Raw genomic sequence first — 26,254 nt, 5'->3', positions numbered from 1 at the left:
GAGAATATTGTTGCCATTACCGTACGATTACTATCCATCCTTTATATGTTTTAATACCATCCGGTTTTTTCACTTCCAGGATATAGTAATAAGTGCTTTCCAGGAGACCGGAGCCATTCCAGTCGTTGCGGTAGTCGTTGGACCGGTATACCTGTCCGCCCCAGCGGTTGAATACCTGGAGTTTGGCGCCCGGGTACTTTTCAATGCCGCCGATCACGAACTTCTCATTTTTCCCGTCGCCGTTCGGCGTGAATACGTTCGGGAAGTTCAGGTCCTGGCCGTCTATCTGCAATCTTATTTCAGCCTTGTTATTGGTCAGGTCCGGGTCCGTGGTTACGCTTTCCACTTCGCCGATGGCTACCAGTTCTCCGCCTTCGGTGATCCTGCAACGGATCTCCAGCTGCACGGAAGCATTGGGCGTCATTTCGCCGATGGTCCACACTACCACTTTATCGGCTTCTACCACATTCACCTGGCCGGTGCTGGTAACGGTGCCGGAAGGCAGGCCCAATTGAACGGGCAGTGTATCCTTCACCGCCACACCGGTAGCCGGGCCGTTGCCGATATTCCTTACCGTGATCCGGTAGGTGATCTCCTGGCCAATGCGGTACGGGCCGGATAATGGCCTAACGATCTCTTTGGTGATCGTTAGGTCGCCGATGGGCAGATCGTTGCTGCTGATGGTCACCACGGCATGTTGTGCAGCGACGGCGGTCCAGGTGAAGCTGGCAGACTGGCCTCCATTTATGTTCAGTTGTACGAACTCCGGATCTTCCACTATGATGTCATCTATTACGGTTACCGGTACAGTTACACTGTTTTGCCCCGCAGGTATGGTAATGACGCCCGTGATCGCCTGGTAATCCGCATCAGCGATCGCTGACCCGCCCACTGCGTAGTGAACTGTAACGGCCTCGGTGGTTCGTTTGCCACCCGCGATACTGAAGGTGAATGCACCGTTTGCAGCCGGTTCAGCCGCGTTGGGCTGAGTGGCGGTTACTTCCAGTTCCAGGGTATTGGCATCATCATCCGCAATAGTTACAGTGGCGTTATTGGCGGTGCCGATCGTGCAGGTGGTGCCGGAAGATGTGGCGCCGGAGAGCGTGATGATCACGGTTTCTCCTAATTCCACGAAGTTGTCATCCAGTACAGTAACCGGAACGGACACACTGTTGCTGCCTGCGGGGATCACAGCGGTGCCGGTGAGGGCCGTGTAATCCGCGTCCGCGGTAGCGGAGCCGCTGATCGTGTATGTAACCGTTACATCTGCGGCGGGTGTTCTGCCACCTGCCAGGCTGATGTTAAATGCTCCCGGGGTTGCAGGCTCTGCGGGCGCAGGCGTGCCAGCGCTTACCACTACTTCCAGGCTGGCGTCGTTATCCGCGATGTTCACAGTGGCCGGGCTGCCGGCGCCCGGTGCGAACGTAAGGCCGGTAGCGGTGCCGTTGGTAATAGTCAGTATTACTGTCTCATTACCTTCTACCAGTTGATCATCGTTTACGGCAACTGGTACGGAAACGCTGTTGTCTCCGGCCGGAATGGTCACCGTGCCGCTAAGGGCCGTATAATCCGTGACTGCGGTAGCCGTGCCGGTGATGGTGTAATTCACGGTGATATCCGTGGCTGCGGTGAGAGCACCCGGCAGGCTGATAGTGAAACCGCCATTGGTGGAAGGCTCTGCTCCATCGCCATTGTTAGCCACATTCAGCAGCAGGTTGGCCGGTATATTCTCTTCGTCTGTGATATTCACCGTAGCGTTGCCCGTGCCGGTGAATGTGAAGCTGGTGCTGCTGCCGCCGCTGAGGGTCAGTATCACCGTTTCTGTGGTTTCTATGATATCGTCATTGGATACAGTCACGGGTACAGTCACGCTGTTGTCTCCGGCAGGAATGATCACTGTGCCGGTAAGGGCGTTATAATCCGCGCCTGCGGCAGCCGTGCCGGTAATGGTATAGTTCACGGTTACGTCTTCAGATGAAACCGTAGTGCCTGGCAGGCTGATCACGAAGCTACCGTTGGTGGCAGGCTCTGATGCATCAACGCCTTTGGTAACCGTCAAGGCGAGGTTAGCCGGTACATTATCTTCATCTGTGATATTGACAGTAGCGTTGCCGGTGCCGGTGAACGTGAAGCTGGTGCTGCTGCCGCCGTTGAGGGTCAGTATCACCGTTTCTGTGGCTTCTATGATATCGTCATTGGACACAGTCATCGGTATGGTCACGCTGTGATCTCCTGCGGGGATCGTCACCGTGCCGCTGAGCGCCGTGTAATCTGCGCCTGAAGTAGCTGTGCCGGCAATGGTGTAGTTAACCATTACATCTTCAGATGAAACCGTTGTGCCTGGCAGGCTGATCACGAAGCTGCCGTTGGTGGCAGGTTCTGATGCATCGCTGCCTTTGGTAACGGTCAATGCGAGATTGGCCGGCACATTACTTTCATCGTCAGTAATATTTACAGTGGCGTTGCCGGCAGCGGTGAACGTGAAGTTCGTGCTGCTGCCGCCCGTAAGGGTCGCGATCACTGTTTCTGTTACTTCTATTATATCGTCATTCACCACGGTTACCGGTACGGTCACGCTGTTATCTCCGGCAGGAATGGTTACCGTGCCGCTGAGCGCCGTGTAATCTGCGCCTGAAGCAGCTGTGCCGCTCACCGTATAGTTCACCGTGATATCTTCGGCAGAAAGAACTCCGGAAGGCAGGCTGATCGTAAAGCTGCCATTCGTGCCGGGCTCTGCGCCATCCGTGCCCCTGGCGATGCTGAGCACCAGTATGGCGGGATCAAGTTCATCGTCCGTGATATCCAGCGAAGCTGTTTTATCCGGGCCCGGAGCGAAGCCCAGACCGGTAGCAGTACCGCCTGTTACTTCAAGGGTAACCGTTTCGGTGCCTTCGATGAGCTGATCGTCCACGACGGCCACCGGCACATCCACGCTATTATCTCCCGCAGGAATAACCACCAGGCCGGAAAGCAGGCTGTAGTCATCTCCGCCGGCGGCGGTACCGCCAGCTGCATAACTAACGGTGATGTCTTCCGTAGCGGTGATGCCGGCCGGGAGCGAGATCGTAAAGCTGCCCGGTACATTCGGCTCTGCCGCGGTGCCGTTGCTGATAACGTTCAATACCAGGTTTGCCGGCGTATTGTCATCGTCCGATATATTGACAGTCACATTGCCGCTGCCTGTAAAGGCGAAGCTGGCACTTGTTCCGCCGGTGAGGGTAAGCATTACTGTTTCCAGTTGCTCGATCACCTGGTCGTCCGTCACGGAAACCGGTACCATTACACTGCTTTGACCGGCGGGAATGATGGCCGTGCCTGTCAGCGCTGCATAATCCACATCCGCTGTAGCAGTGCCGGCGATGGTATAGGTTACGGTGATGTCTTCTGTGGTGGTAATACCAGCAAGCAATTCGATATTGACGCGGCCCGCTGTACCCGGTTCTGAGGCATCGTTCAGCTTGGTGATGCTCAGCGCTATGTTTACCGGGGTGTTATCATTGTCTGTGATATTGACCGTTTCGTTGCCGGTACCGGTGAAAGTAAAGCTGGTGCTGCTTCCACCGGCGAGGGTGGTAATGACTGTTTCTGTTGTTTCTATGATATTGTCATCCGCCACCATTACGGGTACGGATACGGAGTTCTGCCCTGCGGGTATGATCACCGATCCGCTAAGAGCGGTGTAGTCGCTGCCAACCGCAGCGGTGCCGCTTACAGTATAATTCACCGTTACGTCTTCCGAAACAGCGATGCCTATGGGCAGACTGATGATCAGGTTTCCATTGGTGCCCGGTTCAGCCGCATCCGCGCCTTTCGCGATAGTCACCGTGAAGTTCGCGGGCAGGGTGCTTTCATCGTCCGTTATATCCACCGTTGCATTGCCGCTGGCGGTAAACGTGAAGCTGGCGGAGCCGGCACTGGTGATCGTAGCTCGTACGGTTTCGGTCACTTCTATCAGCTGGTCATCACTTATAGTAACGGGTACGCTTACACTGTTCTGCCCGGCGGAAATCACCGCTATGCCGCTCAGGGCAACGTAGTCTGCGCCGGCGGTTGCGGTGCCGTCCACCGTATAGTTCACCGTCACATTTTCAGCAGCACTGATGCCTGCGGGCAGGCTGATGGTAAAGCTGCCGTTAGTCGCCGGCTCTGATGCATCCGTTCCTTTGGTGATGGTAAGCGTCCTGTTCGCCGGGCTGCTGTTTTCATCGTCATTGATGAGTACGGTACCGCTGCCGTTGGTTGTGCTGGGCAGAAGCGTAAAGCTGGTCGAAGATGCGGCTGTAATGGTCAGTTCTACGGTTTCAGCAGATTCAATGATGTCATCATCTGTTACGGCAACTGTTACCTGTACACTGGTTTGCCCCGCAGGTATCACTACGGTACTGCCCAGCGTACTGTAATCGGCGCCGGCTGTGGCGGTGCCGCCGGTTGTATAAGTTACGGTAATGTCTTCCGTAGCGGTATAACCGGCAGGAAGGCTTACTGTAAAGGTTCCGTTAGTCCCGGGTTCAGACGCATCGGCTGTAGCCGGTACGCTTACGATCAGGTTGCCTGCAACATTGTCGTTATCCAGGATGTCCACGGTTGCCTCGTTGTCTGTGGTGCTGGCGGTGAATGCCATGCCAGCCGCATCGCCGTCTATGATCGTCAGCACGACGGTTTCAGTGGTTTCAATCAACTGATCGTCTATTACCGGCACGTCTACCGTTACGCTGGTTTGCCCGGCGGGGATTACCACGGAAGTACCGATGTCTGTATAATCCGTACCTGCGGTGCCTGTTCCGCTCACCGTATAATTCACGGCAATGTCGTTGGCTGCAACTGCGCCTCCGGGCAGGCTGATGGTAAACCGGCCATTGGTGGATGTTTCTTGTGCGTCGGTTGTTTTTTCCACGCTCAGCACACGGTTTGCAGCCAGGTCATCATTATCAAGGATGTCCGCTGTGGCTGTGCCTTCCACAGGATCGATCGTATAGGTAAAGCCGGGGGAAGACAGTCCGGTAATAGTAACGGTCACTGTCTCGGTACCTTCTATGATCAGGTCGTTTACAACATTGGCCACAATGGCGGTGCCGGTGAGACTTCCCGCAGGAATTGTTGCTGTTCCGCTGAAATCACCTGCAGTGGCACCGTTGTAGTCCGTGCTGTTCGCCGCAGTCCCTGCTATGGTATAATCAATTGTTATCAGCGCTGAAGGAACAATCCCGGCAGGAAGCTCGAAATTGAATCCGACAGTACTACCGCCTTCAACCCCGTCACTGATCTTCACGACTTTTACAATGCTGTTGACCGGCGTATTGTCATCATCCGCAATATTCACCGTGGCCTCGAAATCAGTAGCGTCACGGGTATAGTCGAAGAAATTGCCATCGGTTCCCGCATTGGGGGTATTCAGTGTAAGGATCACCGTCTCTGTTCCTTCAATGATCGGGTCGTCCGTTACCAACACAGGTATGGTTACGCTGTTCTGGAATTTAGGGAGTATGACGGTGGACAATGTATAATCCCCGGTAGCAGTAGCGGTACCGCTCATATTATACATGAGCGTGATGTCTTCATCTGAAGTATAATCCACCGGCAGGCTGATCGTAAAGCTGCCGTTCGTGCCCGGCTCTGCCCCGTCCGCACCCGGTGTTACTTTTAATACCCGGGCAGTAAGCACATCATCATCCGTGATGGGTATCGTGATAGCATTCGCGCCTGCGTCCGGCGTGAAATAATACGGCGTACCGCCGTCTACACCGCTACCTGAAAGGATCTCAAAGACCACATCCTCCTGGCCTTCGATGATCTTGTCATCCAGGGTACTCATCACAACAGACACAGAGTTGTCTCCGGCCGGTATCACAATGGTACCCATCTGGAAGTCCGTACCCGGTGTAGCTAAGCCGGTGAGCTTATAGGCCACCGTGATCGGGAATGATGCGGTAACGCCCGGGGGAAGGCCTACTGTGAAGGTTGCTCCTACTAAAGGCTCTGATGCCGCTGTGCCTGCCGTTACATGCAACTGGCTGAAAGTTGTCGCGGTATTGTCGATGATATTCACCGTCGCTGAGTTGGAGGACGGCGCTATCGTATAGGTATGAGAATCGGAAAGTGCCTGGGTGATCGTCAATACCACTGTTTCAGGTCCTTCCACCACCGCGTCGGTGAGTGCGTCCACATCTACAAACACTTCATTGGTGTTCGGTGGGATCACGATCAGGCCCGCGCTGGCGCCATTCAGGGCATAATCAGTATTGGGCAACGGATTGCCAGCTGTACCGGCTATTGTAAAATTCACCCTTACCTCTTCGGAAGAGGTTACGCCGGGAGGGAACGACAGCCTGTATCGTCCGTCGGCCCCGCCTTCCATGGCATCCGAAACTTTGGTGAGCAATACCACCTGGCTGTTGCCTGCAAAGTCATTGTCTGCTATTTCAGCGTCAACGCTGCCATTGGTCGCGCTCGCTGTATAGGTGAAATTGGTGGAAGTACCATTCGTAATGGAGAATGTCACCCTTTCAATACTTTCTATGATCGGATCGTCCATTACGTTCAAGGGCACCTGTACGTTATTCCTGCCGGCAAGTATTTTCACGGTTGCGTTGATGGCAGTATAATCAGATCCCGGTGTAGCGTCACCCGATATGGTATAGTTGACGGTTATATCTTCTGAAGCCAGTTTGCCGGAGGGCAGGCTAACAGTGAAGTAGCCTGAAGTGGCCGGCTCTGCGGCGTTTTGCGCGGTTACGGACAAAGTCCTGTTCGCGACAGTATTGTCCTCATCGGTGATGTTCACTGTAGCGATACCTGCGGTGGTGCTGCGGAAGAATGTTATGACAGTCGTTCCACCACTGTTAATACCTCGTCCACTCCTGACATCCATGGTCACGGTTTCCAGCGGCTCGATCAGGTCGTCGTTTGTAACAGTCACGGGCACCGTTACGCTATTATCGCCTGCGGGCAGGATGACCGTAGTGGAAGGCCCGGTATAGTCCAGGCCGTTCGTGGCTGTACCTGTTATAACATAGGTAACCGTGACCGGCACATAAGTGGTGTAACCCGCAGGCAGGCTGATCGTAAAGCTGCTGTTCGTTCCGGGTTCACCGGCATCGCCGTTGCCTGTTACGGAAATTACCTTTAATGATATGTTTGAATCGTCATCGGCCTGGCTCATAACGGTGGTGCCCTGGGTGGCGCTTACTGTAAAGCTGCCTGCTGTGGGCGTGGTACCGCCGGTAAGGGTTATTTCAATGGTCTCGATGCTTTCTATGATCTTGTCATCTTTCGCCTCTACATCGATCACCACATTGTTCTGACCTGCGGGGATTACCACAGTAACCGGCAGGAGCTCATAATCCACCCCGTTGGTGGAAGTACCGCCCAGCGTATAGCTAACGGTAATGTCTTCAGGCGCCAGTACACCAGTTGGAAGGGCTACCGTAAAGGTGCCTGCATCTGCCGGTTCATTTGCCCCACCCTGGCGCGTCACGCTCAGGATGCGGTTGGCAGAAACGTTATCGTCATCCGCGATCTGTACGGTGGCATTGCCTGTACCGGTCGTGTAAGTATAATTGGCGGAAGTGCCGGGGTTGATCGTCACGATCACCGTTTCGGTGCTTTCAATCACCCCGTCGTTTTGTACGGCAACGGGAACGGTTATACCATTCTGGCCTGTTGCGATCGTGGCTGTGCCGCTCAGGGCTGTATAGTCTCCGGGGGCGGTGGCTGTGCCGCCTACCGTGTAAGTAATTGTAATAGGCTCCACGGCAAGTATGCCGGTGGGCAGGTGGATGGAGAACGCGCCGTTAGTGGTGGGTTCGGATCCGTTTGCTGTTTGGGTAATGCTCAGCTGGCGTTTGGCGGGCGAGAACCCGTCTACCGTTACAGTCACGGTGCGGGCTACCGTACAGCCGTTCGCGTTGGTAACGGTATAGGTAATATCCGCTGTGCCGCCGGATACGCCGGTTACAACGCCGGTGCCGTTCACTGTGGCTACGGCGGGATTGCCGGTGGACCATAAGCCGCCGGGCGTGGTGTTGGAAAGCGCGGTAGTGCCGCCTTCAAATAAGGTGAGAGTGCCGGTGATGGCATTTACCACTGGCAGGGCATTTACAGTCACTATGCGTGTTTGCGTACCGGTACAGCCGTCGCCATTGGTAAAGGTATAAGTGATGGTAGCCGTGCCCGCTGCAATGCCGGTTACTACGCCGGTGGTACTTACGGTAGCGATCGTGGCGGCGTTGGTGCTCCATGTGCCGCCGGGCGTGGTAGTGGCGAGCGGTGTCGTATTGCCAACGCACACGCTGGCAGTGCCCGTGATGGGAGCTATCACCACATCGCTGCGGGTGATGGTGATCGCATCGGTGCGGCTACAGCCATCAGGGTAACTTACCGTTACGCTGTAGGTGCCGGGGCCATTGACTACCAGCGTTTTTCCCGTGCTGCCGCCGGTCCATAAGAAGGAAGCCAGCGGTGAGGCAAAGAAGCCGTCTGTATTTAATGTATACGGGAATTCATTTGCACAAAGCGTGATATCCGGCCCGAGACCGAGGATAGGTGTTGAGCCGTTATACGGCGCAATGCTCCAGTTCGTATTACCCGTGAGATCTTCGCTGTGTTCCAGCGCTTTGAACGGTGTAATGCCCGCCGCTGTTATATTGCGTAGCCTCACATAATCAAAATTCACTTCGCCTGCCGTTTTAGTAACGGTAAAGGGGGTGCCAGCTGAACTGGTAATCTCTGTCAGGTTACAGGGTGTACCACTGCCAAACCATTCTTTGGTGATGATGGTATTGGAGCCGCTGTAGAAGACATACTGCTTACCAGGAGAAAAGATCAGCGTATCTATGATATTACCCGGTCCGGCGATGTACCCTTTTCCTTTGAACTCCAGCTTGCCAATGGTATTACCGCTATAAATACGGGCCTCTGATGCAGCAGAGGGATGAGTGAAAATAATCTCTGTTGCGGATATTCTGAGGAGGCTTATAGACGACGATGCGGTAGCGCCAGTGCTTATTTTGTTGTAAGCAGCATCGTCTGCCACGAAATACCCGGAGGTGTTTATGATTGAGCCCACAGCCTGCAACGACTTGTTGCCCCCCTGGTATTCCCAGGCTCCCGCATTGACAGTGGTATTGGTGATGTTTATACTGGTGGCACCGTTCTGGTTCCCGTCGCTTATCGCGTCCAATGTTATCGTACGGCCGCTCAGATCAAGGCCGCCACCCCTGATATCTATCCTGGTCCGGGGATTGGAGAAATTGTCCATGAAACGGAACGAATACCCCACCGATTTGGTCAAAAGAAAATCCAGGTTACCCAATGCGTTGCCGTTGGAAGTAAAGGTACTGTTCGTGGTCCCGGTGGGAAGCAGCTGTGCATTGATAGTTACCGCATTGTTCAGCGTAAGATTCCCCCATATCTCCATATAGAGATTGTTGCTTGCTTTAGAAAAGACAGGCGAAAATGCGGCGCCGGTCCAATCCATATTCCGGCAATAAGCGTTACCCTCTGAAATGGTAACGGTGCTGCTACCGGCAGTAAAGCTGTTTGCGTTGAAATATACGTCGTTCGCTACGGTGGGCACACAAGCGCCTCCAGGGCCGCCGCTGGTAGTGCTCCAGTGGGCGGATTCGTTCCAGTTGCCGGAACCGCCTACCCAGTAACGCGGGCCAGCCGCGGAAGGCGTGATATTAAAACCTGTATTGCCGCCCGCATCCGCGCCCGCCACGGAGATAGGGACGCCGCTGCCGGTAGCGGTGATATTCTGTAAATACACATTATCAAAATCCCGTGTGGAGGAAGGCCCAAAGTTGAGTGTAGCCCCGGTGCCTTCAAAATCCCTTATTTCACCCAGGCCATTACATGCCGGGTTGTTGAAGCGCATCAGGCCGGTGATGGTCTGGGTGCCCCGGAAATAATAAATACGTGAAGGGGTCAGCAGCAGGTTGTTGATCGTATTAAAGCCCCGGATATGGACGCGGCCGCCACGGATATCGAGCGTGCCAATATTATTATTGCCGTTCAATGCAATGAGCAAGGTGCTTGGGCTGGTATTGGTAAACACCAGCTCACCGATAGTGGTGTTGTCGTAGATGTTCACCGTGTTCTGGATGGCATCGCAATGCACTTTCGGGTAGGTAAGGCCATTTGCAGTAAAGTAAGTCTTGGCAGTGATAAACGAACCGGCACCATTATTCAGGGAAGTGACGTTCCTTTCGTCCAGTGCCCAGCCGTCCACAGTGATCGTGGCATTACTAAAGTCTATGGTACGGACCGTGTTGGTCTGGCTTCTGAATTCCGCAATATTTACAGTGCGCCCGGGCATCAGGAGTTTACCGCTGGCTACTCTCAGGCTACAGGCAGGGAACGCGATATTGTCGGTGAGGGTCACTCCGCCGTTCGGGCCTGTTTTGTCGATATTAAACAAGGGGTTGCCCAGCTTACATCCTTTGGCAGTAAAGGTAGTAGCTTCACTGCCTTTTATCGTGATGAAATCCCTTACATATTGAGTGGATACCGCCTGCAGGGTCAGCGTAGGATCCAGCTCCACCGAGCCCCAGATCTCCATCGGGTACCCATTCGTCGAAAAAATGGGGGAATTCGCCACATTCGTCCAGGTCATGTCGCGGCACCAGGAGGTAGATGTTAAAATAACCGTTTTGCTGGCACTGGTAAAACCGCTGTTTGCGTCGAACACCACATTGTCCGTCATAAACGGTACGCAGGCGCCGCCCGCGCCGCCGCTGGTGGCGCTCCAGTGAGCCTTGTCGTTCCACTCGCCGCCGCCGCCTACCCAGTACAAGGTGGCATTGCCGGCCGCCCGCGGCTGAATATTGAAGCCTGTATTGCTGCCTCCATCTACCCCCACAACTGTAATAGGTACAATGCTGCCTGCGGCAGTGAGGCTCGTCATAAAAACGTTCCGTATATCGGCCGTAGCGCCTGGCCCAAAGGTAAGCCTCGCATTCGCATCAATGCCCCTTAGTTCTCCCAGTGCATCACAGTCCGGCGTATTCGCCAGCATGCTGGTATTGATCGTATTGTTGCCGTGGAAAATATAACCTTTCCCCGGCGCCAGCACCAGTTCGCCGATTACGTTGCCCGCGCCCGCAAGCCGGCCGCCGCCCTTAAACTCAAGGCGTGCGATCGTATTGTTCGCGCCTATACGCTGGGTTCCTATGTTTGCCTCCTCGGCATTGAGTATCAGCTCCGCGAACGTATTGCCGCTGATATCCATATCCGGGTTATTCCTTTCCGCGATCACTTTCGCGAACGTAAGGCCCGCCGAGTGGAACATGTCAGCAGTGACGGTAGAGCCCGTAGCATTCAGTGTGATGTTCGTGCCCCTGGTTTCCCAGGTACCGGTGAGCGTAATCGTGGAATTGCTGATGTTCACGCTCCTGACAGTAGCACCACCCGCCGATAAACTCCCGAATACGTGGGTCTGCCCGGACAGATTCAATGTTCCTTCAGCCAGTACAAGATTACTGGTGCCCAAATTTGCGGTCATCCCGTCCAGCAAAGTGAGCGAGCCGCCGGGTTTATTGACGATGAAATTGTTATACAAGTTCGCAGCGAGCCTTACCGCACCGTTTGTCCGGTAGGTGACATTGTTCGGGCCGGCAGTTGGGTTGAGAAAATTGATGGTCGTCATCGCATACTTCACAGTGGCGGAGAGCTCCAGGTTGCCGTTTATCTGCAACTGGAAAGAGCCGTTGTTCCTGAAGATGGCGGCGGTAGTAACGCCCACCCACGACATGTTGCGGCAAACCGCATGGCCGGAGGTGGGGAAAGTTACAACGGAACCAGCGATCAGGCCGCTGTTCGCATCAAAATACACATCATCGCCGGTACTCGGTACGATTGATTTATTAGGTACGCCGCCTGAAGTGGAGGACCAATGGGTGATCTCACTCCAACTGCCGGAGCCGCCTACCCAATAGTAGTCGTCTGCATAGGAACGGGACACAAATAATGCGAGAATACTGAACAGGATTAGTTTTTTCATTCTAATACGGGATATGAGGAACAAAAAGAAGTCAGGCCATCCTGTATAGAAGGATGACGACTATTATGTATAGGCTGCAATGTTTCCGGGTAAGTAAAATGTTTACATAGGATCTGGGTTTGGTTAATCGGTCAGGACATATACAATCACATTTGCATGGGATGGAGGCAAAATTAGATGTTGTTATTGAATTTCTTTGTAGTACGAATACTACAAGCCTTCCCGCAGGTCAAAATTCCCCTCCCCTTCTAAATCCGGTCATATTTTCAACGAATATGGAAATATCCCCGGCGAATATCGAATGGCCACTCCCGGGATACCGGTACTTCGTAGTTTTAGGGCCGTAACTAAAACCATATGAAAAACTATGACGGTAACGCGTTCTATACTAAAAATAGGTGAAGCGCTGATCTTCCTTGCCGTATGCGGCTACCTGGCATACACCATGTATAATATCGACCACCTCCAGGGCAGGCAGTTCCGCATTGTCATTCTCATCGCTTCAGTCATGACCGGCATTTTTGGTAAGATTATCGCGGCAGTTATCACCGCCGTTATCGGTATCGCCGGTTGTTTTTTCCTCATTGTCGATAAAGATGATGAAGGAAACAAAGACAAGATCGTTGAATCGAAAAAGGTATAACCTCTGTATTATTAACCACCTCAAGCATTTCAGCATGTCATCTACTGTTATCACCATTATCATTCTCGTCGCTGTGGCCTATGGCGTGTTCATGGTCTTTTACATGAAAAAATACAAAGCCACCCGGCAAAAATATGCCGGGGACGATGCCCTGGCCCAGGCCCCGCACATACAGGACGAGCTCATGAGAAGTCATTTCCTGGCACTTAAAGAACAAATGCAGGGCGCGCCGGTGGATGCCTTTACTCAATGCGCCTACATCACCACGGTGGGCAACAAAATGAAATCCGCCGCCGCCACAGCCGCCAAAACCGCCGCCTGGGCCATGGTGGGCGTAAAAGCGCGTTATCATGAGGCCGACAATGCGGCTTACCTGGTACTGAGCGGTGACAACCTGCATTATCTGTTCTTCGAAGAGGGCGAAGCCAAAGAACACCTCATCTTTGACCGTTTCCGCCTACTCAGCGCCAAAACCGCCGCCATAACCAATGCCGAAAAAGTAACCCGCCTTTCGTCCGTTATGGGACAGAAACCCTTGAAAATGAGCATGGACATTGAAGGTAATAACACCGACGTGATCTACTACGGCGAAGTACGCCGCCCGCCTGAATCGGCCCTTTACGGGGAAGGTATTATGAAAGTACAGGGCATGGGCGACCTTCAGGGGAAATTCGGCCTGATGGGCAGGTATTTCAAAAAGAAGTTTTATGAACAATACCCGCATCTTTCAGCTTAGGCGATAATAGTCTTCCGGATTAATTTAAAAAAGCCGCACAGATAATAAGTTCTGTGCGGCTTTGTGTTGTATGGTAACAAGGTTTTTAAAAAGTAGGCGGAGCTGTATTCAGGTCTGAATCCAGGAAATCGGTGATCATGGGTATCAGCAGATCCGTCCGCTGCATCATCCCTATATGCGTGGTTCCCGGTAATATGGCAAGGCGGGATGCGGGCAGCCCGTGTAAGTCCCCCATTTTCCCGCCGCCTTTGGCACGGAACAGTTCCAGTGCATGCTCATACCGTACGCCGTCCGCATCACCAATGGCCATGAAGATCGGGGCCTGTATCTTTTTGACGTCTTTGGACCAGTCATACGACTTCAGATCGATGCTCATCACCTTCTTCAAAAATTCCGGGAAATGTGCCGGATCGTTTCCGAGACTGTCGTATTGTTTTTCTATAGGCGTGCCTTTAAACATATCCGGCGTGAATGTAGCAAAACTGGCTTCTACATTCGGCCACCACCCGTCGTGCGCATAAGTGCCGGACAATACGATGAGCCTGCGGACCTGCTCAGGATGACGTACTGCAACCTGGAAGGCGATACCGCCTCCCATGCTATATCCCAATATGTCCGCGCTGTCTGTCTTGAGGTGCCTGAGCAGCCCGGATACATCGTCCGCCATGCCTTCGTAGCTAAATTCCCGGGCGATATCCTTTGTGCGGCCGTGCCCTTGCATTTCCGCTACTATCACTTTCCGGTCTTTAGCCAGCAGCGGTATGATGTGCGACCAGTTCAAGGGGATAGTCATAAACGACCCATGCAGCAGTACGATAGGCTTACCCTGGCCATATACCTCATAGTACATTTTCAGCCCGTTTACGTCCGCGTAGCCGCTTTCAGCCGGCTTTATATCCTGGCTTACGGCCGTTTCCTTTTGTTCCGCCGAAACGTTTTGCGCTTCCTTCGTACGTGGCTGGCAGGATGCCACCACTGCAATAACAACTGAAAGACCGATTATAATATGCTTTTTCATATCGTGCTTTTTTTACAATACAAATCTCGGTAACAATCACATGCCAGGTACAGGCTGTATGCGACAATCACAGGGTTAAAAACGACAGTACGCATCAAACCCCCTTCTGTTCCGCGGTATAAATGAAAAAAGGCGCGGTTGCCCACACCTTCTTTATCCTGTTTGATTGACGATGATGAGTTTGTTAAGAACCGGGTAGTATTGCCACTACCTGCGTGTCACTGTCACCTTCAGGAAGGTGGCAGGAATAAGCGTGGTATCGCTGGTCCCGCTTTTATTCTGACTGTTAAACAAGGTTTCCAGCTCCTGCTGCAATTCCATGGCCTTGCCGTTTTTTTCGGCGGCCTCGAATGCATTCATGGTAGGGCCATAGTAGTTTTTGAACCTGTCCACAAATTCCGAGGGTGTGCTGTTGATGCTAAAATTAAAAGTTTCCTTCTCAAAGGAGATGTCTTCTTTTGCCACACCGGCGTTGGCAAAACGTTCTATGACATGGCTTTCTACCCCCCACAACATAGGGCTGATGAAACCCTCCGGCGGCGGCGGTGTATACGCGGAGCTGATCTTCAGTATCTGGGCTACCAGGGTGGGATCTCCCGGTATCCAGTTCCCCATTACAATTTTACCGCCGGGGCGGGTAACACGTACCATCTCTTTGGCCACATCCTGGGGTTTGGGTGCGAACATGGCGCCAAAGATGCTGACTACCAGGTCAAAACGCTGGTCATCGAGCTCATGTAGATCAACGGCATCGCCTTCACGAAACTCAATGTTGGAAAGCCCTTCAGCTTTTGCGCGTTGGGTTCCCGCTTCCACGAGATTGCTTGCAATGTCCACACCTAAAACGTCCGCTCCGAGTTTGGCGGCAGGAATGGCCGTGGTACCGTCACCACAACCGAGGTCCAGTACTTTAAGACCTTCAGTAACACCTAACCGGGAAACAAGCGCGGTACCGCTTTCCCTCATACTTTCAGCGAGTTTGGTGAAGTCGCCCTTTTCCCACAATGCTTTGTTTGGATTCATGCTGATTCTTTTTTCGTAAAAAATATTGCCCCGGCCTACCGGCGTTTATGCAGACTAATTTGGGATTAACCTGGCGGGCAATATCTCAGGGGTTATAAAATATATTTTCTTCCAGGAGCCGTATCAGGTTCCTGTTATATCTGCAAAAGTAGTGATTATGGGATAATTTCCGGCAGGTACGGCGTCCAATTACACGACTTAAAAGGCCGGTTATGACAAATCCCTTGAACTACCGCGTGAGCAGCCGCGTAAAAGACATGGAGCCCAGCTTCCACACATCGCCCTGCCGGATATACACTTCCGTGACCACAAACGGATTCGTCACCTCGTTGCCGCCAACCACCGCCAGCAGTGTGATCCGGTTCAGCAGAATGGCTGTCTGGCCGATGAACTGCACGGAAACGTCATGAATATCCGCCTGTTTGTAATGTATGCCGCCAGACTTAATAACGTTGAGCTCCTGGTCCCTGTTCATGGAGCCCCCCATGTGGACGAACATGGCTTTTTCATGAAATAGGGCCGCCAGTGTATCCACTTTTTTCTCCGACATCCAGCGCCACTTTTCCTTCGACAGGGTAATTATTTCCTGCTCAGTCACTGCTGGGGCGGTGGTTTGCGCGCTGGACAATTGTACATAGAGAATGATCAGGCAGACGCTGAGAAATAATGTCTTCATAAGAGGATTGATATTTTAAGTGAAGGATTAGCGGATACTTCCAGTGTACTTTTACCTAATTCCCTGTATTTCATTATCTTATTCTTTTATTAAATGATAAATCTGAAAACCCCAGGTAAAACTCAGTGCAAATGTCCGCCTATCTCCGGGCCGGGGCGTATACAGATCACCGGAATATCTACCAAAATCACTGTTCCGGCCCTGAAGATGCGTGTCAAACAGGGCAATAACCTACATTTGGGGAGTAAAACACTGCATATGGGAGCAATTGTGCGATTTGACGCTATCAGCCAGTACAACGACTTCAACAACCATGAAACGTTGCATCCGCTCGTGAGCGTCATAGACCTGTCGAAAGCGGCGCCGAGGAAATTTGCCCGGATGAGCTACGGCTTCTACACCATATTCCTGAAAGACGTGGTGTGCGGCGATTTAAGATATGGAAAACAGCTATACGACTACCAGGAAGGCACACTGATATTCCTTGCGCCCGGCCAGTTGATAGGAGTTGAAAACAACGGCGAATATTACCAGCCCCAGGGATATGCGCTGGTGTTCCATGCGGACCTGCTGCACGGTACGCCGCTTGGGCAACGCATCGGTGATTACTCATTTTTCAGTTATGAAGTGAATGAAGCGCTTCACCTGTCTGAGCGGGAACGGCAGATTGTGCTCGATTGTTTTAATAAGATCAGGTTTGAACTGGAACATGGGGTAGATAAACACAGCAAATTGCTGATCGCATCCAACATTGAACTTTTTCTCAATTACTGCACACGGTTCTACGACCGGCAGTTCATCACACGGGATACCGTACACAGGGGCATATTGGAGAAATTTGAACAACTGCTGAATAACTATCTGCAATCCGATATGCCGCAGAAACTGGGACTGCCATCCGTCGCCTATTGCGCGCAGGAGTTGCATCTCTCCACCAATTATTTCGGGGACCTTATCAAAAAAGAAACCGGGAAGTCTGCGCAGGAATACATCCAGTCAAAACTCATTGATACGGCAAAATCCAAATTATTTGACCCGTCTAAATCCGTGAACGAAATTGCATTCGAGCTGGGATTCAAATACCCGCAACACTTCAGCCGGCTGTTCAAACAACGGGTCGGAAGTACGCCGAATGAATACAGGAACGGGCGGAATTAAAGGCAGCAGCCATTAAACGGCAATACCATTCAATTGACCTATGCGGTAGAAAAACAATCAGGGGACCATCCGGCCTCCTGATTGTTTGTATGATTAACTGTTACAGCCTGATCATCACCAGCCCTCGTTCTGCTTCAGGTTGGGATTCCTCAGCGTTTCGTCAGTTGTGATGGGGATCACGTACATGGCGCTTCTCCACAGCCTGTCTTCCACCTTGAAACGTTCGTACCGGAAACCGCCCGGCGCGGCATTATCAATGACCGGCCGCATGCCCCAGAGCTCTTTCTGCGTGGCTTCCGCTATTTTCCAGCGGCGTACATCCCAGAAACGGTGATTCTCGAAACACAATTCTATACGTCTTTCGTTCTGTATGCGTTTACGCATTTCCTGCTGCGAAAGGCCGGCCGGCAGAGGCTGCTGTCCCGCGCGGGTACGTATCAGGTTTACATAGGTGAGCACATCGGAATTGGAAGGCTCGCACTCGTTGAGTGCTTCCGCATAACTAAGATACATTTCCGCAAGGCGGTAGTTAATCCCGTGAATAAAGCGGCTGCCGCTCTGCCCGGGCGTAATGGCCTCGTCTGCCAGCTTGCGGGTGAAATAACCGGTGCGGGTATGGTCTGTCTCCGTGCTTTGTTTATCACGGCCGGTAGCATACGTTTCCACCTGTCGGCCTTTCCAGTTGGCGCCGTTGTAGAGGATGTCCGAATAAAAACGGGGATCCCGGTTGGTATAGGGCCGGGTATCGTCGTAGCCGGAAAGCGGGTCGTCGATGGGCAGGCCGTTGTTCATTTCATAATCGTCCACCAGTTCCTGGGCGGGCGCGCAGCCGCTCCAGCCGCCGTAACCCTTGGGGAAAATATAACGGTCATAGTCCTGGTTTGCTTCACGCATGCGCACAAAGATCACTTCCCTGCTTTGCAGTGTTTTACTCTTGAACATATCCTGCCGCGCGGCCAGCGTAGGTTCCAGGCCGTATACCGTATTGCCGCCGTCTTTCAGGTCTATCACCGCTTTTGCAGCGTCCGCCGCTTTTTTCCATTTGGCGGGATCTGAGGGCATGCTGCCGGGGGTGATATCCGCCAGGAAGCTGGTTTTACCTGCATTGGCCCACAGCGGGCTGGCGGAAAACAATAATATACGGGCCTTCAGGGCCAGGCAGGCGCCTTTGGTAACACGGCCCGCTTCCGTATTTGGATCATAAGTGTAACGTACGCGTTTGAACGCCTCATCGCAGTCTGCCAGCACCTGGGCCACACACTCATCGTACGTACTACGGGGCTTGTTCAGCGCCACCTCATCCGTCTGCTCGATGGATTTAGTAACAATGATCACGCCGCCGAACTGGCGCATCAGTTCCATCAGGAAATGGGCGCGCAGGTAATACACTTCTCCCAGCCTGATTTCCAGGGTGCCCGGGTTGTTCGCGTCATCCGGCGTGTTGAACCTGGCTACGTTCTCCAGAATGGTGTTCGCCTGGCGAATGGCTACGTAGTTGTCCCGCCAGGTATTGCCGATGGGATTGTCGTTGCCCGACCATGAACCGTTGTTGAAGCGCATGGAGCCCATCCAGTTGGAGGCGTCTTTGGCCTCGTCCGTAGCCGAGCCCATGTTGTAACCGCCAAGGTAAGTATAAGTACCGCGCATTTTGCTGTACAGGTTGTTCACCACCTGGTCCGTCATAGCGAAACTGGTGAAGATGTCTACGTCCTGCTGCTGTGTGGTGGCGGCCCGGTCGAGAAAGCCTTTTTTACAATGCGGCAGCAGGGCGAGCGCCGAAAGTAAGAATATAGTAAAGTGAATATTACGTTTCATCTTGAATCAGCTTAAATGATGAGTGGTTAAAATTTGACATCTATCCCGAAGTTCCAGATACGCTGAATCGGATACATCGCACCGTTGCCGTCGCCTATTTCCGGGTCTACCTGGAAATCGTCCAGCTGGTCCCAGGTGTACAGGTTCATGCCGTTGAAATAAATACGGAAATAAGAGAGGCTCAGCGGGGCAATCCAGCGTTTGGGCAGGGAATAACCTATTTCCGCGTTTTTGAGCCGCAGGTAGTCGGCGCTGCGTATCCAGAAAGAGGAAGCGCGGTGGTTGTTGCCGTGGGTGTTGCTGTGCAGTCGCGGATAAGTGGCTGTGGCAGCCGTTTCCGGCGTCCAGCGGCCCAGGTGGAAGGGTTTCACTTTACCGCTCTGGAAAAATTCGTACACGGCTTCGTTGTTCAGCAACACATCAGCATGCGCGGCGCCCTGGAATAATACGCTGAGATCCCAGTTTCCCAGGCCGGCGCCCAATGTGGCGCCATACATAATTTCCGGTGTGCGGGCGTAACCTATGCGGGTTTCATCAAAACTGGCCTGTATATAATCGTATTCCTTGCCGGTGAGTTTTTTATACTTGATATCGCCGGGGCCATACGCGGAGAAATTCTGGAAGGGGCTGTTGGCTATGTCCGCCGCGTCCGTGAAAAAGCCGTCGGCAATAAGGCCGAACTTGGTACCGATGGGATGGCCGGTCCTCTTCATCCAGGAATAGCTGCGGGTCACTTCGTCACTGTACACGATCACGTTTTTCGCGTAGGTGAAATTGGGTTTGATCTGGTAGCGGAATTTGCCGATGGTGTTGCGATGGGAAATTTCAAACTCTATGCCTTTGTTGTCTACCGCGCCGATGTTCTGCGCTTTGATGCTCTGGCCGAATACGTCGGAAAGGGTACTGCGGGAAATGAGTATCTGCCTTCTTTTCTGTGAGAACAGGTCCAGTGTGAGGTCCAGTTTGCCGTTCCACATTTGCAGATCGAGGCCCAGGTCCATTTGTTTGCCGCGTTCCCAGGTAACGCCGGGGTTACCGATGGCGCCCTGACCCCAGCCGTTGGCCTGGTTCGCGTTGCTGCCGAAATAATAGGGGTCCGCGCCGCCCCAGGAAGTGAACCAGAGGAAACGGTCGCCGCCGCTGCGGTCATTCCCTACTTCACCATATGAAGCGCGCAGTTTGAGGAAACGGATGAAAGGCGCATTGTCTTTGATAAAATGTTCTTCAGACAGTACCCAGCCGCCGGATATGGAAGGGAACAACCCGAAGCGGCTTTCTTTCGGGAAGTTTTCAGAGCCCTGGTAAGAAGCGCTCAGTTCCAGCAGGTACTTCTGGTTGTAATTGTAGGTACCGCGGAACAGCAGGGACTGGTATGCGTTGGGAATGCTGGAGCCGTTTTCCAGCAGGCGCCTGTTCCACAGCAGCATGGCGGTGGCGTTATGTTTTTTGAAAGAACGGTTCCAGTTGGCGGTGGCTTCCACGTATGTCTGCCTCACCGCTCCGCCGCCGCTGAAGCCGCCGTTGGGGTCTATGCGGGTATCGTTACCGAATTGTTTGTAGCCCGTAATTTCACCCTGCGCATTGCGGAGCGGCTCAAACACAGCGTAATTTCGGCCATAGCTGGCATTGGGAGTATTGGTGTTGTCATAAGAAAATGAAAGTTTGGCACTGAGGTTCTTCGTCAGGAAATCCAGTTTGCGGGTGAGGGCAAAAGTACCTTGCGTGGTATTGTTATACCAGCGCCGGTAGCCTTTCTGCGACAGCTCCCCGTAAATATTGCTCTGGAAAGTGCCGTTGCCCCACATGCTGCCGTCTTCGTTAAAAATGGGATAAATAGGCGCCATACGGTTCGCCAGGTTCATGATGGTACCGGCGGAATTGTTGCCGTCTGTCCTGTCTGTCAGGATACCGGCCAGGTCCAGGCGGGCGGAGAGGTTGGGGGTAATATCCACATCTACGTTGGCGCGCAGGTTATACCTTTTCATGATATTGTTGCCGTTGTACCCTTCTTTGTTGGATTTGGTATGACGGTAATTACCTTCCGCGATGTTGTAGCCGGCTGAAATGAAATAACGCGCCACGTTGCCGCCGCCGCTTACGTTCAGGTTCGCCTGTCCTACGTGAGAAGATTTCATAATGAACTTGTAGTAGTCCGTATTAGGTGCGGAGCCGTTGCGAAAGGCCTCCAGCTGCGCGTCTGTAAAGGCGGGCTGCGCGCCGTCGTTCACCAGCGCTTCGTTCATGAGCCGGGCATAGTCGTACGAGCCCAGGTACTCCGGCAGTTTATTGGCTTCCTGCATACCGGCGGAAGCACGGAAGTTCACACTGGGCGCGCCTGATTTACCACGGCGGGTGGTGATCAGCACCGCGCCGTTCGCCCCGCGCATACCCAGTACGGCCGTGGCGGCGGCGTCTTTCAGAATGGTGAGGCTCTCAATATCGTTTGGGTCTACATAATCGATGCTGCGCTCCACACCGTCCACCATAAAAATGGGCGTGGCGCTGTTGAGCGTGGCAATACCACGTATATACAGCGTGCTGGCATCAACGCCGGGCTCGCCGCTGCGCTGCGTGGTAATGAGGCCCGGCAGGCGGCCGGCCAGCGCGTTGGTGAGGTTGGACACAGGGCTTTGCTGCAGCTCCTTCGTGGTAAGCGAGGCGATGGATCCTGTTACGGTCTGTTTTTTCTGTTCACCGTAAGCCACAATCACCACCTCGTCCAGGCCGGTATTCGAGGGATCCAGCGCCACATGCAGCTGGTTGGAAGAGGTCAGCTCCACTTCTTTGGGCGTGTAGCCGATATAGCTAAACACCAGTGTGGCGGCCCCCGGCGGCACCTGCAGGCTATAGGTACCGTCTCCCTGGCTTTGTGTGCCGCGGTTGGTCCCCTTCACCATCACGGTAACGCCGGGCAGGGAAATATTGGTACGCGTCTCTGTTACGGAGCCGATAATGGTGCGCACCTTCACTTCCTGGCGGGGTGCGGCGGCGGGCGTCACCGTGGTATCCGCCTCCCCTTTCTCTTCCTGCAGGTAAATGACGATGATATCCTCCTGCTGGCGGAATTGTAAAGGCGTATTCAGCAGCAACAGGTTCAGCGTCTCTTTTACCGTGCGTATGCCTTTGGGCAGGCTGACGCTGCGGAAACGCGCCACCTGGTCCGGTGGGTAGGCAATGCGGAAACCGGATAACGATTCTACTTTTACCAGCGCATTGCGAAGGGATTCTTTGGTAAGCGATAACGTGATCTTTTTGGTCGTCATGTCCTGCGCGCTGCCGGATGCGGAAAGGAGCATAGGCAGCACAAGGAAAGTTGAGATCAGTAAAGGCAATAGGAAGCCTCTCAGCTGTTTTTGCACAGCTACGTGTGTTTTCATAACTAGTGTCAGTTTAGTTGTTACAGAATAATCCTGGTTGACTTTCGGGCATACGTCACCCTGTGACAATACAATTGTCGTGTTCCGGATATGTCTACAGGTTTGAAAGATTAGGCAAAGCGGGGCCTAAACGGGCATTACGACGGCCCATTTCATGTGTAAAACGCGGTTTTTGTTAACGAATAGTGTTGCTGTTCTTCTTTACTTAGCAGTATTATTTGGTTGCTGACATCCTTTCCCTGTTATCAGTACATTGTTATCATCTTCTATGGTATATGACGCATTACGAATGCCGCAGACTACAGACAAAACGGTCTCCAGCGGCTCTGTTCCGTTGAACGAGGCCCTGATCGGGCAGTTGGCAAGCTCCTCGCTCTCAAACCGGATATTGACGTGGTAACGGTTACCGATGGCCTGTGCCACTACGGCGAAAGGAAGGTTTTCAAACACCATGTCTTTCCGCAGCCACTGTATGGCGGAATCCGCAGCCAGGGGCTGCCTGATGGCCGTGGCCTCCATATTATTGTACACCACCTGCTGGTCCGGTGTTAATACTGCCAGTAACCTCCCCTCCTGCTCTGTTTCCACCTTTACTTTTCCCCGTGTAACCGACACCGTTATTTCCGGCGAACCTTCGTACGCCCTGATATTAAAAGCCGTGCCCAGTACCGTGGTACGCAGGCTGCCGCTATGGATCACAAAAGATCTGGCGGCATCCGGCCTGATGTCGAAATAAGCTTCACCAGTCAATGTAACCTCGCGGATGCGGCCGCTGAAAGCTGAAGGATATTCGAGGCGGCTGCCCGCCTGCAATACGGCGAGACTGCCGTCCGGAAGGGTGATATGCCTGCTATGCGGGGCCGGTATGCGGTGATCCCTCACCAGCTCATTTTGCCGCGAAGCAGGTTTGAAATAATATGCGGCGCTTCCGGCCAGCAAAATCAGCCCGCTCACGACGGCGGCCCAGCGCAATACTCTTTTACGGAAAGGCAGCACCCGGGACTCCCGGGTGACGGCGGTACGAAGCTCCTGCAATTTCCTGTCAGTCAGCAGGCGGGCGGCTTCGCTACCCTCTTCCAGCAAACTGTCCGGCCGGTCTTTGCCCAGCGACGCATACCAGCGCTCCAGCAGCTCCAGCTCTTCCGGACTGCAACTGCCCTGCCGGTATTTTTCTAAAAGTTTATATAAAGCGTGTGCTTCCATAAGTATAACTGTAGATAAAAACACTATTTCCGGTACTTACCGTTAGTCCTTCAGGGTATTTTTTTTATTTTCCTAGGGATTTTATTATAACTAACTGGTAATCTGTTTAATAAGCAGGTTTTTTATTTTTTGCTGAATCGATTCAGCAAAGCGATAAAAAAGTACGAAATATTGTTAAATTTGAATAAACTTTATCATCATAGCACGGCACGCCAACTATAGTGATCCTGAATTATTCGCGTTATGGCAGCAGGGAGATGAAAAAGCGTTCAATATCATATATGAACGCCACTTCATCCGCCTGGTGAATATTGCGTATAAAAAAACCGGTAATACCGCCGCCGCGGAAGAACTGGCGCAGGACGTGTTCCTCTCCTTCCACAGGCAGATGCCAACCCTCCGTGAAGACACCATACCAGAGAACTATCTTTTTATCGCGCTTAAGAACCGTATTTTAAATTATCACCGCCAGCAGTTGTTGCAACTGCGGAAAGACCAGGCGCTGTGGAAAGCCCCCTTTTTCCATACGCCGGAAGTAAATCTGCAGCTGGAAATGAAAGAACTCCATACCTATCTCAAGGCACGCATAGAAGAGCTGCCGCCCCAATGCAGGACCGTATTCCTGCTGAGCCGCGAGGCGCAACTCTCCAATAAGGAAGTAGCGGAAAAACTAAATATCTCGGTAAATACGGTGGAGCAGCATATGCGCAAGGCGTTGCGTATCCTGCGCGCTTCCCTGGGGAACGATGTAACCCTGCTGTTGCTATTAGCCGCGGACGGCCTTTACCTCTCCGCAACCCTGTAGCAGCGGTTAGCTTAAACCTTTTTGCATTTGATCAGAAAAAAAGGATAATTCTCCGTAAGCTCAGCGATCTCAAATAATCCAACCTGGTCAAACTCCGCATGAATGGATGCCCTGTCGTAAAAGAACATCCTGACCCCTCCGAACATTTCATAGCGGTCCTTGCTGATAAGTGTGCCCTGACCATAGGTAGGAGCTTCCTTTGAAATCACTGTAAACACCATATAACCGTTCTCAGACAGTTGATTGTAACAGTCACGGATCAGTTTTTCCCTTTCTCCGCTGTCCAGGAGGTGGATCAAAGCATAACAGAATATGCCGTCATAATGGTTGTTATCAAATGGCATATCGGTCACGGAACCATGGTGGATGAGCATGTCCGTGCCATAATGTTTTGCCGCCATGTCTATCGCGGTTTTTGATATTTCAATCCCCGTTACGGACATCCCGTTGTCATTGAAGATCTTCGCATTCCGCCCATAGCCGATTCCGGGGATCAGGACGGTTCTCACCGACTTTTCGACAAAAGGTCCTTCGTCAATACGGCGGACTTTGCCGGTTCGAAGCCCCACATCTCCTGCTTTTCATTAAAAGCGGATTCCCAGAATTCCGGGTTTTCGGTTTCATTCACCATAAGCGTTATTTAATCACCCTTCAATTCAGGCGATTTTAAAAGTATAATAATTCCGGGAATTAAGATCCGGTAGCCTTGTGATCTGTAACAGCATTGATATACAACCGTTAGTTGCTGAAAAACAACCATAAATAGTGTAATAACAACTAATGGTTGCCGCATTTTTACTGATTCTGAGAATGATCTGGATACCTTTGTAGTGTCAAAAAAACAGAAAAAAAAAAGCATTTATGGAAACTAGGATGATTGGCAACAAAATTGCCGCCGCAAGAAAGAAAATAAATATTTCTCAAGCGCAACTTGCTCAACGCCTGTTCATTAGCGCACAAGCAGTAGGAAAATGGGAACGCGGGGAATCAAGCCCGGACATTACTACTATTAACCGCCTCGCGGAGATCCTGGGAGTTGATCTTAACTATTTTTCGGAAAGTTTCCCCTCTGAAGGCCCCACGGCGGCACCCGCCGAACCTTTGGCAAAACAGCCCGTGGAATTGCCTTCCGGAAAACAGGAGAAAAAACTTACCTGGGATATGTCACGCGGAAACTGGGTGGACGCGGACTTTTCCGGGCTGAAAAATCTGCATGAAAAATTCAGCGCTTCCAATATGCAGCGTTGCAAGTTTGCCGGCTCAGACATGTCGGGGCTTCTTTTAAAAGGCAATAATGTCGACAGCTGCGATTTCTCCGGCTCCAACATCAGCAGCAGCCATTTTCAGCATTCCCACCTGGTGAATAATCTGTTTCATGACTGTTCACTGGAAGACGCAGAGTTTACAGGAAGTCATATCAAAGGCTGCAATTTCTCCGGCGCGGATCTTACAGGGATGACGCTCAGGTCCTCTTCCTTCCAGAAAAACACAATAACAAACGCAGTGCTGAACCGTACTTCTTTTAATGCCACGGATATTTCCGATGTCGTTTTCGATGGCACCATGGAGGACTGTTATTTTGAAAACTGCACATTCACCAGGGTGACATTCCAGAATTTGACGCTTACCAACACTTTCTTTAAAAACAAAAGTTTAAAAGGGATCCGGTTTATAGACTGCCAGGCAGACCGGATGACTTACGAATTCCTGAAAAACGGGAAAGCGGATTTAACCGGTATCAGCTTGTTAACAGCATAAAAAGAGAAACCATCAGAAATCCGCACCACGTTGCTGGTGCAAAA

At 52.4% G+C, this 26,254-nt stretch carries 13 protein-coding genes; 5 read left to right on the top strand and 8 right to left on the bottom strand.

Annotated features, from left to right (window positions below; all coding sequences use genetic code 11):
* Positions 1-16 precede the first annotated feature (16 nt).
* A complete protein-coding gene (locus EG028_RS18255; protein WP_120515772.1) occupies positions 17-11,998 on the bottom strand; it encodes a Calx-beta domain-containing protein in 11,982 nt (3,993 codons plus the stop codon).
* 367 nt (positions 11,999-12,365) lie between these two features.
* Here EG028_RS18255 and EG028_RS18250 point away from each other — a divergent pair, with 367 nt between their 5' ends.
* Both EG028_RS18250 and EG028_RS18245 read left to right on the top strand, forming a co-directional pair.
* Entirely contained in the window at positions 12,366-12,641 is a 276-nt protein-coding gene (locus EG028_RS18250; RefSeq protein ID WP_120515771.1) for a hypothetical protein, read from the top strand.
* Between the two features lie 34 nt (positions 12,642-12,675).
* On the top strand, positions 12,676-13,377 hold the full coding sequence (locus EG028_RS18245) for a hypothetical protein (protein ID WP_120515770.1): 702 nt from the start codon (positions 12,676-12,678) through the stop codon (positions 13,375-13,377).
* 85 nt (positions 13,378-13,462) lie between these two features.
* Here EG028_RS18245 and EG028_RS18240 read toward each other — a convergent pair whose 3' ends face one another.
* From EG028_RS18240 to EG028_RS18230, 3 genes are all read right to left on the bottom strand, one after another.
* On the bottom strand, positions 13,463-14,395 hold the full coding sequence (locus EG028_RS18240) for an alpha/beta fold hydrolase (protein WP_120515769.1): 933 nt from the start codon (positions 14,393-14,395) through the stop codon (positions 13,463-13,465).
* 207 nt (positions 14,396-14,602) lie between these two features.
* A complete protein-coding gene (locus tag EG028_RS18235) occupies positions 14,603-15,418 on the bottom strand; it encodes a class I SAM-dependent methyltransferase (protein ID WP_120515768.1) in 816 nt (271 codons plus the stop codon).
* Positions 15,419-15,647: 229 nt separating this feature from the next.
* Positions 15,648-16,094 carry a nuclear transport factor 2 family protein gene (locus EG028_RS18230; RefSeq protein ID WP_120515767.1) on the bottom strand — a complete coding sequence of 149 codons (447 nt, stop codon included), beginning with the start codon at positions 16,092-16,094 and terminating at the stop codon, positions 15,648-15,650.
* A gap of 258 nt (positions 16,095-16,352) precedes the next feature.
* Here EG028_RS18230 and EG028_RS18225 point away from each other — a divergent pair, with 258 nt between their 5' ends.
* Positions 16,353-17,252, top strand: a complete 900-nt coding sequence (locus EG028_RS18225; RefSeq protein WP_120516015.1) for a helix-turn-helix domain-containing protein — start codon at positions 16,353-16,355, stop codon at positions 17,250-17,252.
* Positions 17,253-17,366: 114 nt separating this feature from the next.
* Here EG028_RS18225 and EG028_RS18220 read toward each other — a convergent pair whose 3' ends face one another.
* The 3 genes from EG028_RS18220 to EG028_RS18210 all read right to left on the bottom strand — a co-directional run bounded on the left by EG028_RS18220 (position 17,367) and on the right by EG028_RS18210 (position 23,647).
* The gene (locus EG028_RS18220; protein WP_120515766.1) at positions 17,367-19,067 is read right to left on the bottom strand and encodes a RagB/SusD family nutrient uptake outer membrane protein; all 1,701 of its coding nucleotides are present in this window, start codon (positions 19,065-19,067) and stop codon (positions 17,367-17,369) included.
* Positions 19,068-19,093: 26 nt separating this feature from the next.
* Positions 19,094-22,444 (bottom strand): SusC/RagA family TonB-linked outer membrane protein, encoded by a 3,351-nt coding sequence (locus tag EG028_RS18215; RefSeq protein ID WP_120515765.1) that lies wholly within the window; start codon positions 22,442-22,444, stop codon positions 19,094-19,096.
* A gap of 201 nt (positions 22,445-22,645) precedes the next feature.
* Positions 22,646-23,647, bottom strand: a complete 1,002-nt coding sequence (locus tag EG028_RS18210) for a FecR family protein (RefSeq protein ID WP_120515764.1) — start codon at positions 23,645-23,647, stop codon at positions 22,646-22,648.
* Between the two features lie 184 nt (positions 23,648-23,831).
* On the opposite strand from EG028_RS18210, the gene EG028_RS18205 reads away from it, so the two are divergent.
* Positions 23,832-24,452 (top strand): RNA polymerase sigma-70 factor, encoded by a 621-nt coding sequence (locus tag EG028_RS18205; RefSeq protein ID WP_120515763.1) that lies wholly within the window; start codon positions 23,832-23,834, stop codon positions 24,450-24,452.
* Positions 24,453-24,463: 11 nt separating this feature from the next.
* On the opposite strand, the gene EG028_RS18200 is transcribed toward EG028_RS18205, so the two are convergent.
* A complete protein-coding gene (locus tag EG028_RS18200) occupies positions 24,464-25,021 on the bottom strand; it encodes a class I SAM-dependent methyltransferase (RefSeq protein ID WP_206614405.1) in 558 nt (185 codons plus the stop codon).
* Between the two features lie 292 nt (positions 25,022-25,313).
* Here EG028_RS18200 and EG028_RS18195 point away from each other — a divergent pair, with 292 nt between their 5' ends.
* Positions 25,314-26,210 (top strand): helix-turn-helix domain-containing protein, encoded by an 897-nt coding sequence (locus EG028_RS18195; RefSeq protein WP_120515762.1) that lies wholly within the window; start codon positions 25,314-25,316, stop codon positions 26,208-26,210.
* Positions 26,211-26,254 lie beyond the last annotated feature (44 nt).

Origin of the sequence: Chitinophaga barathri (genome assembly GCF_003807585.1) — a bacterium.
In the GTDB taxonomy this organism is placed as follows: domain Bacteria; phylum Bacteroidota; class Bacteroidia; order Chitinophagales; family Chitinophagaceae; genus Chitinophaga; species Chitinophaga barathri.
Note: the sequence above shows the minus strand (reverse complement) of the source record. Positions and strands in the feature narration are given on the sequence as shown.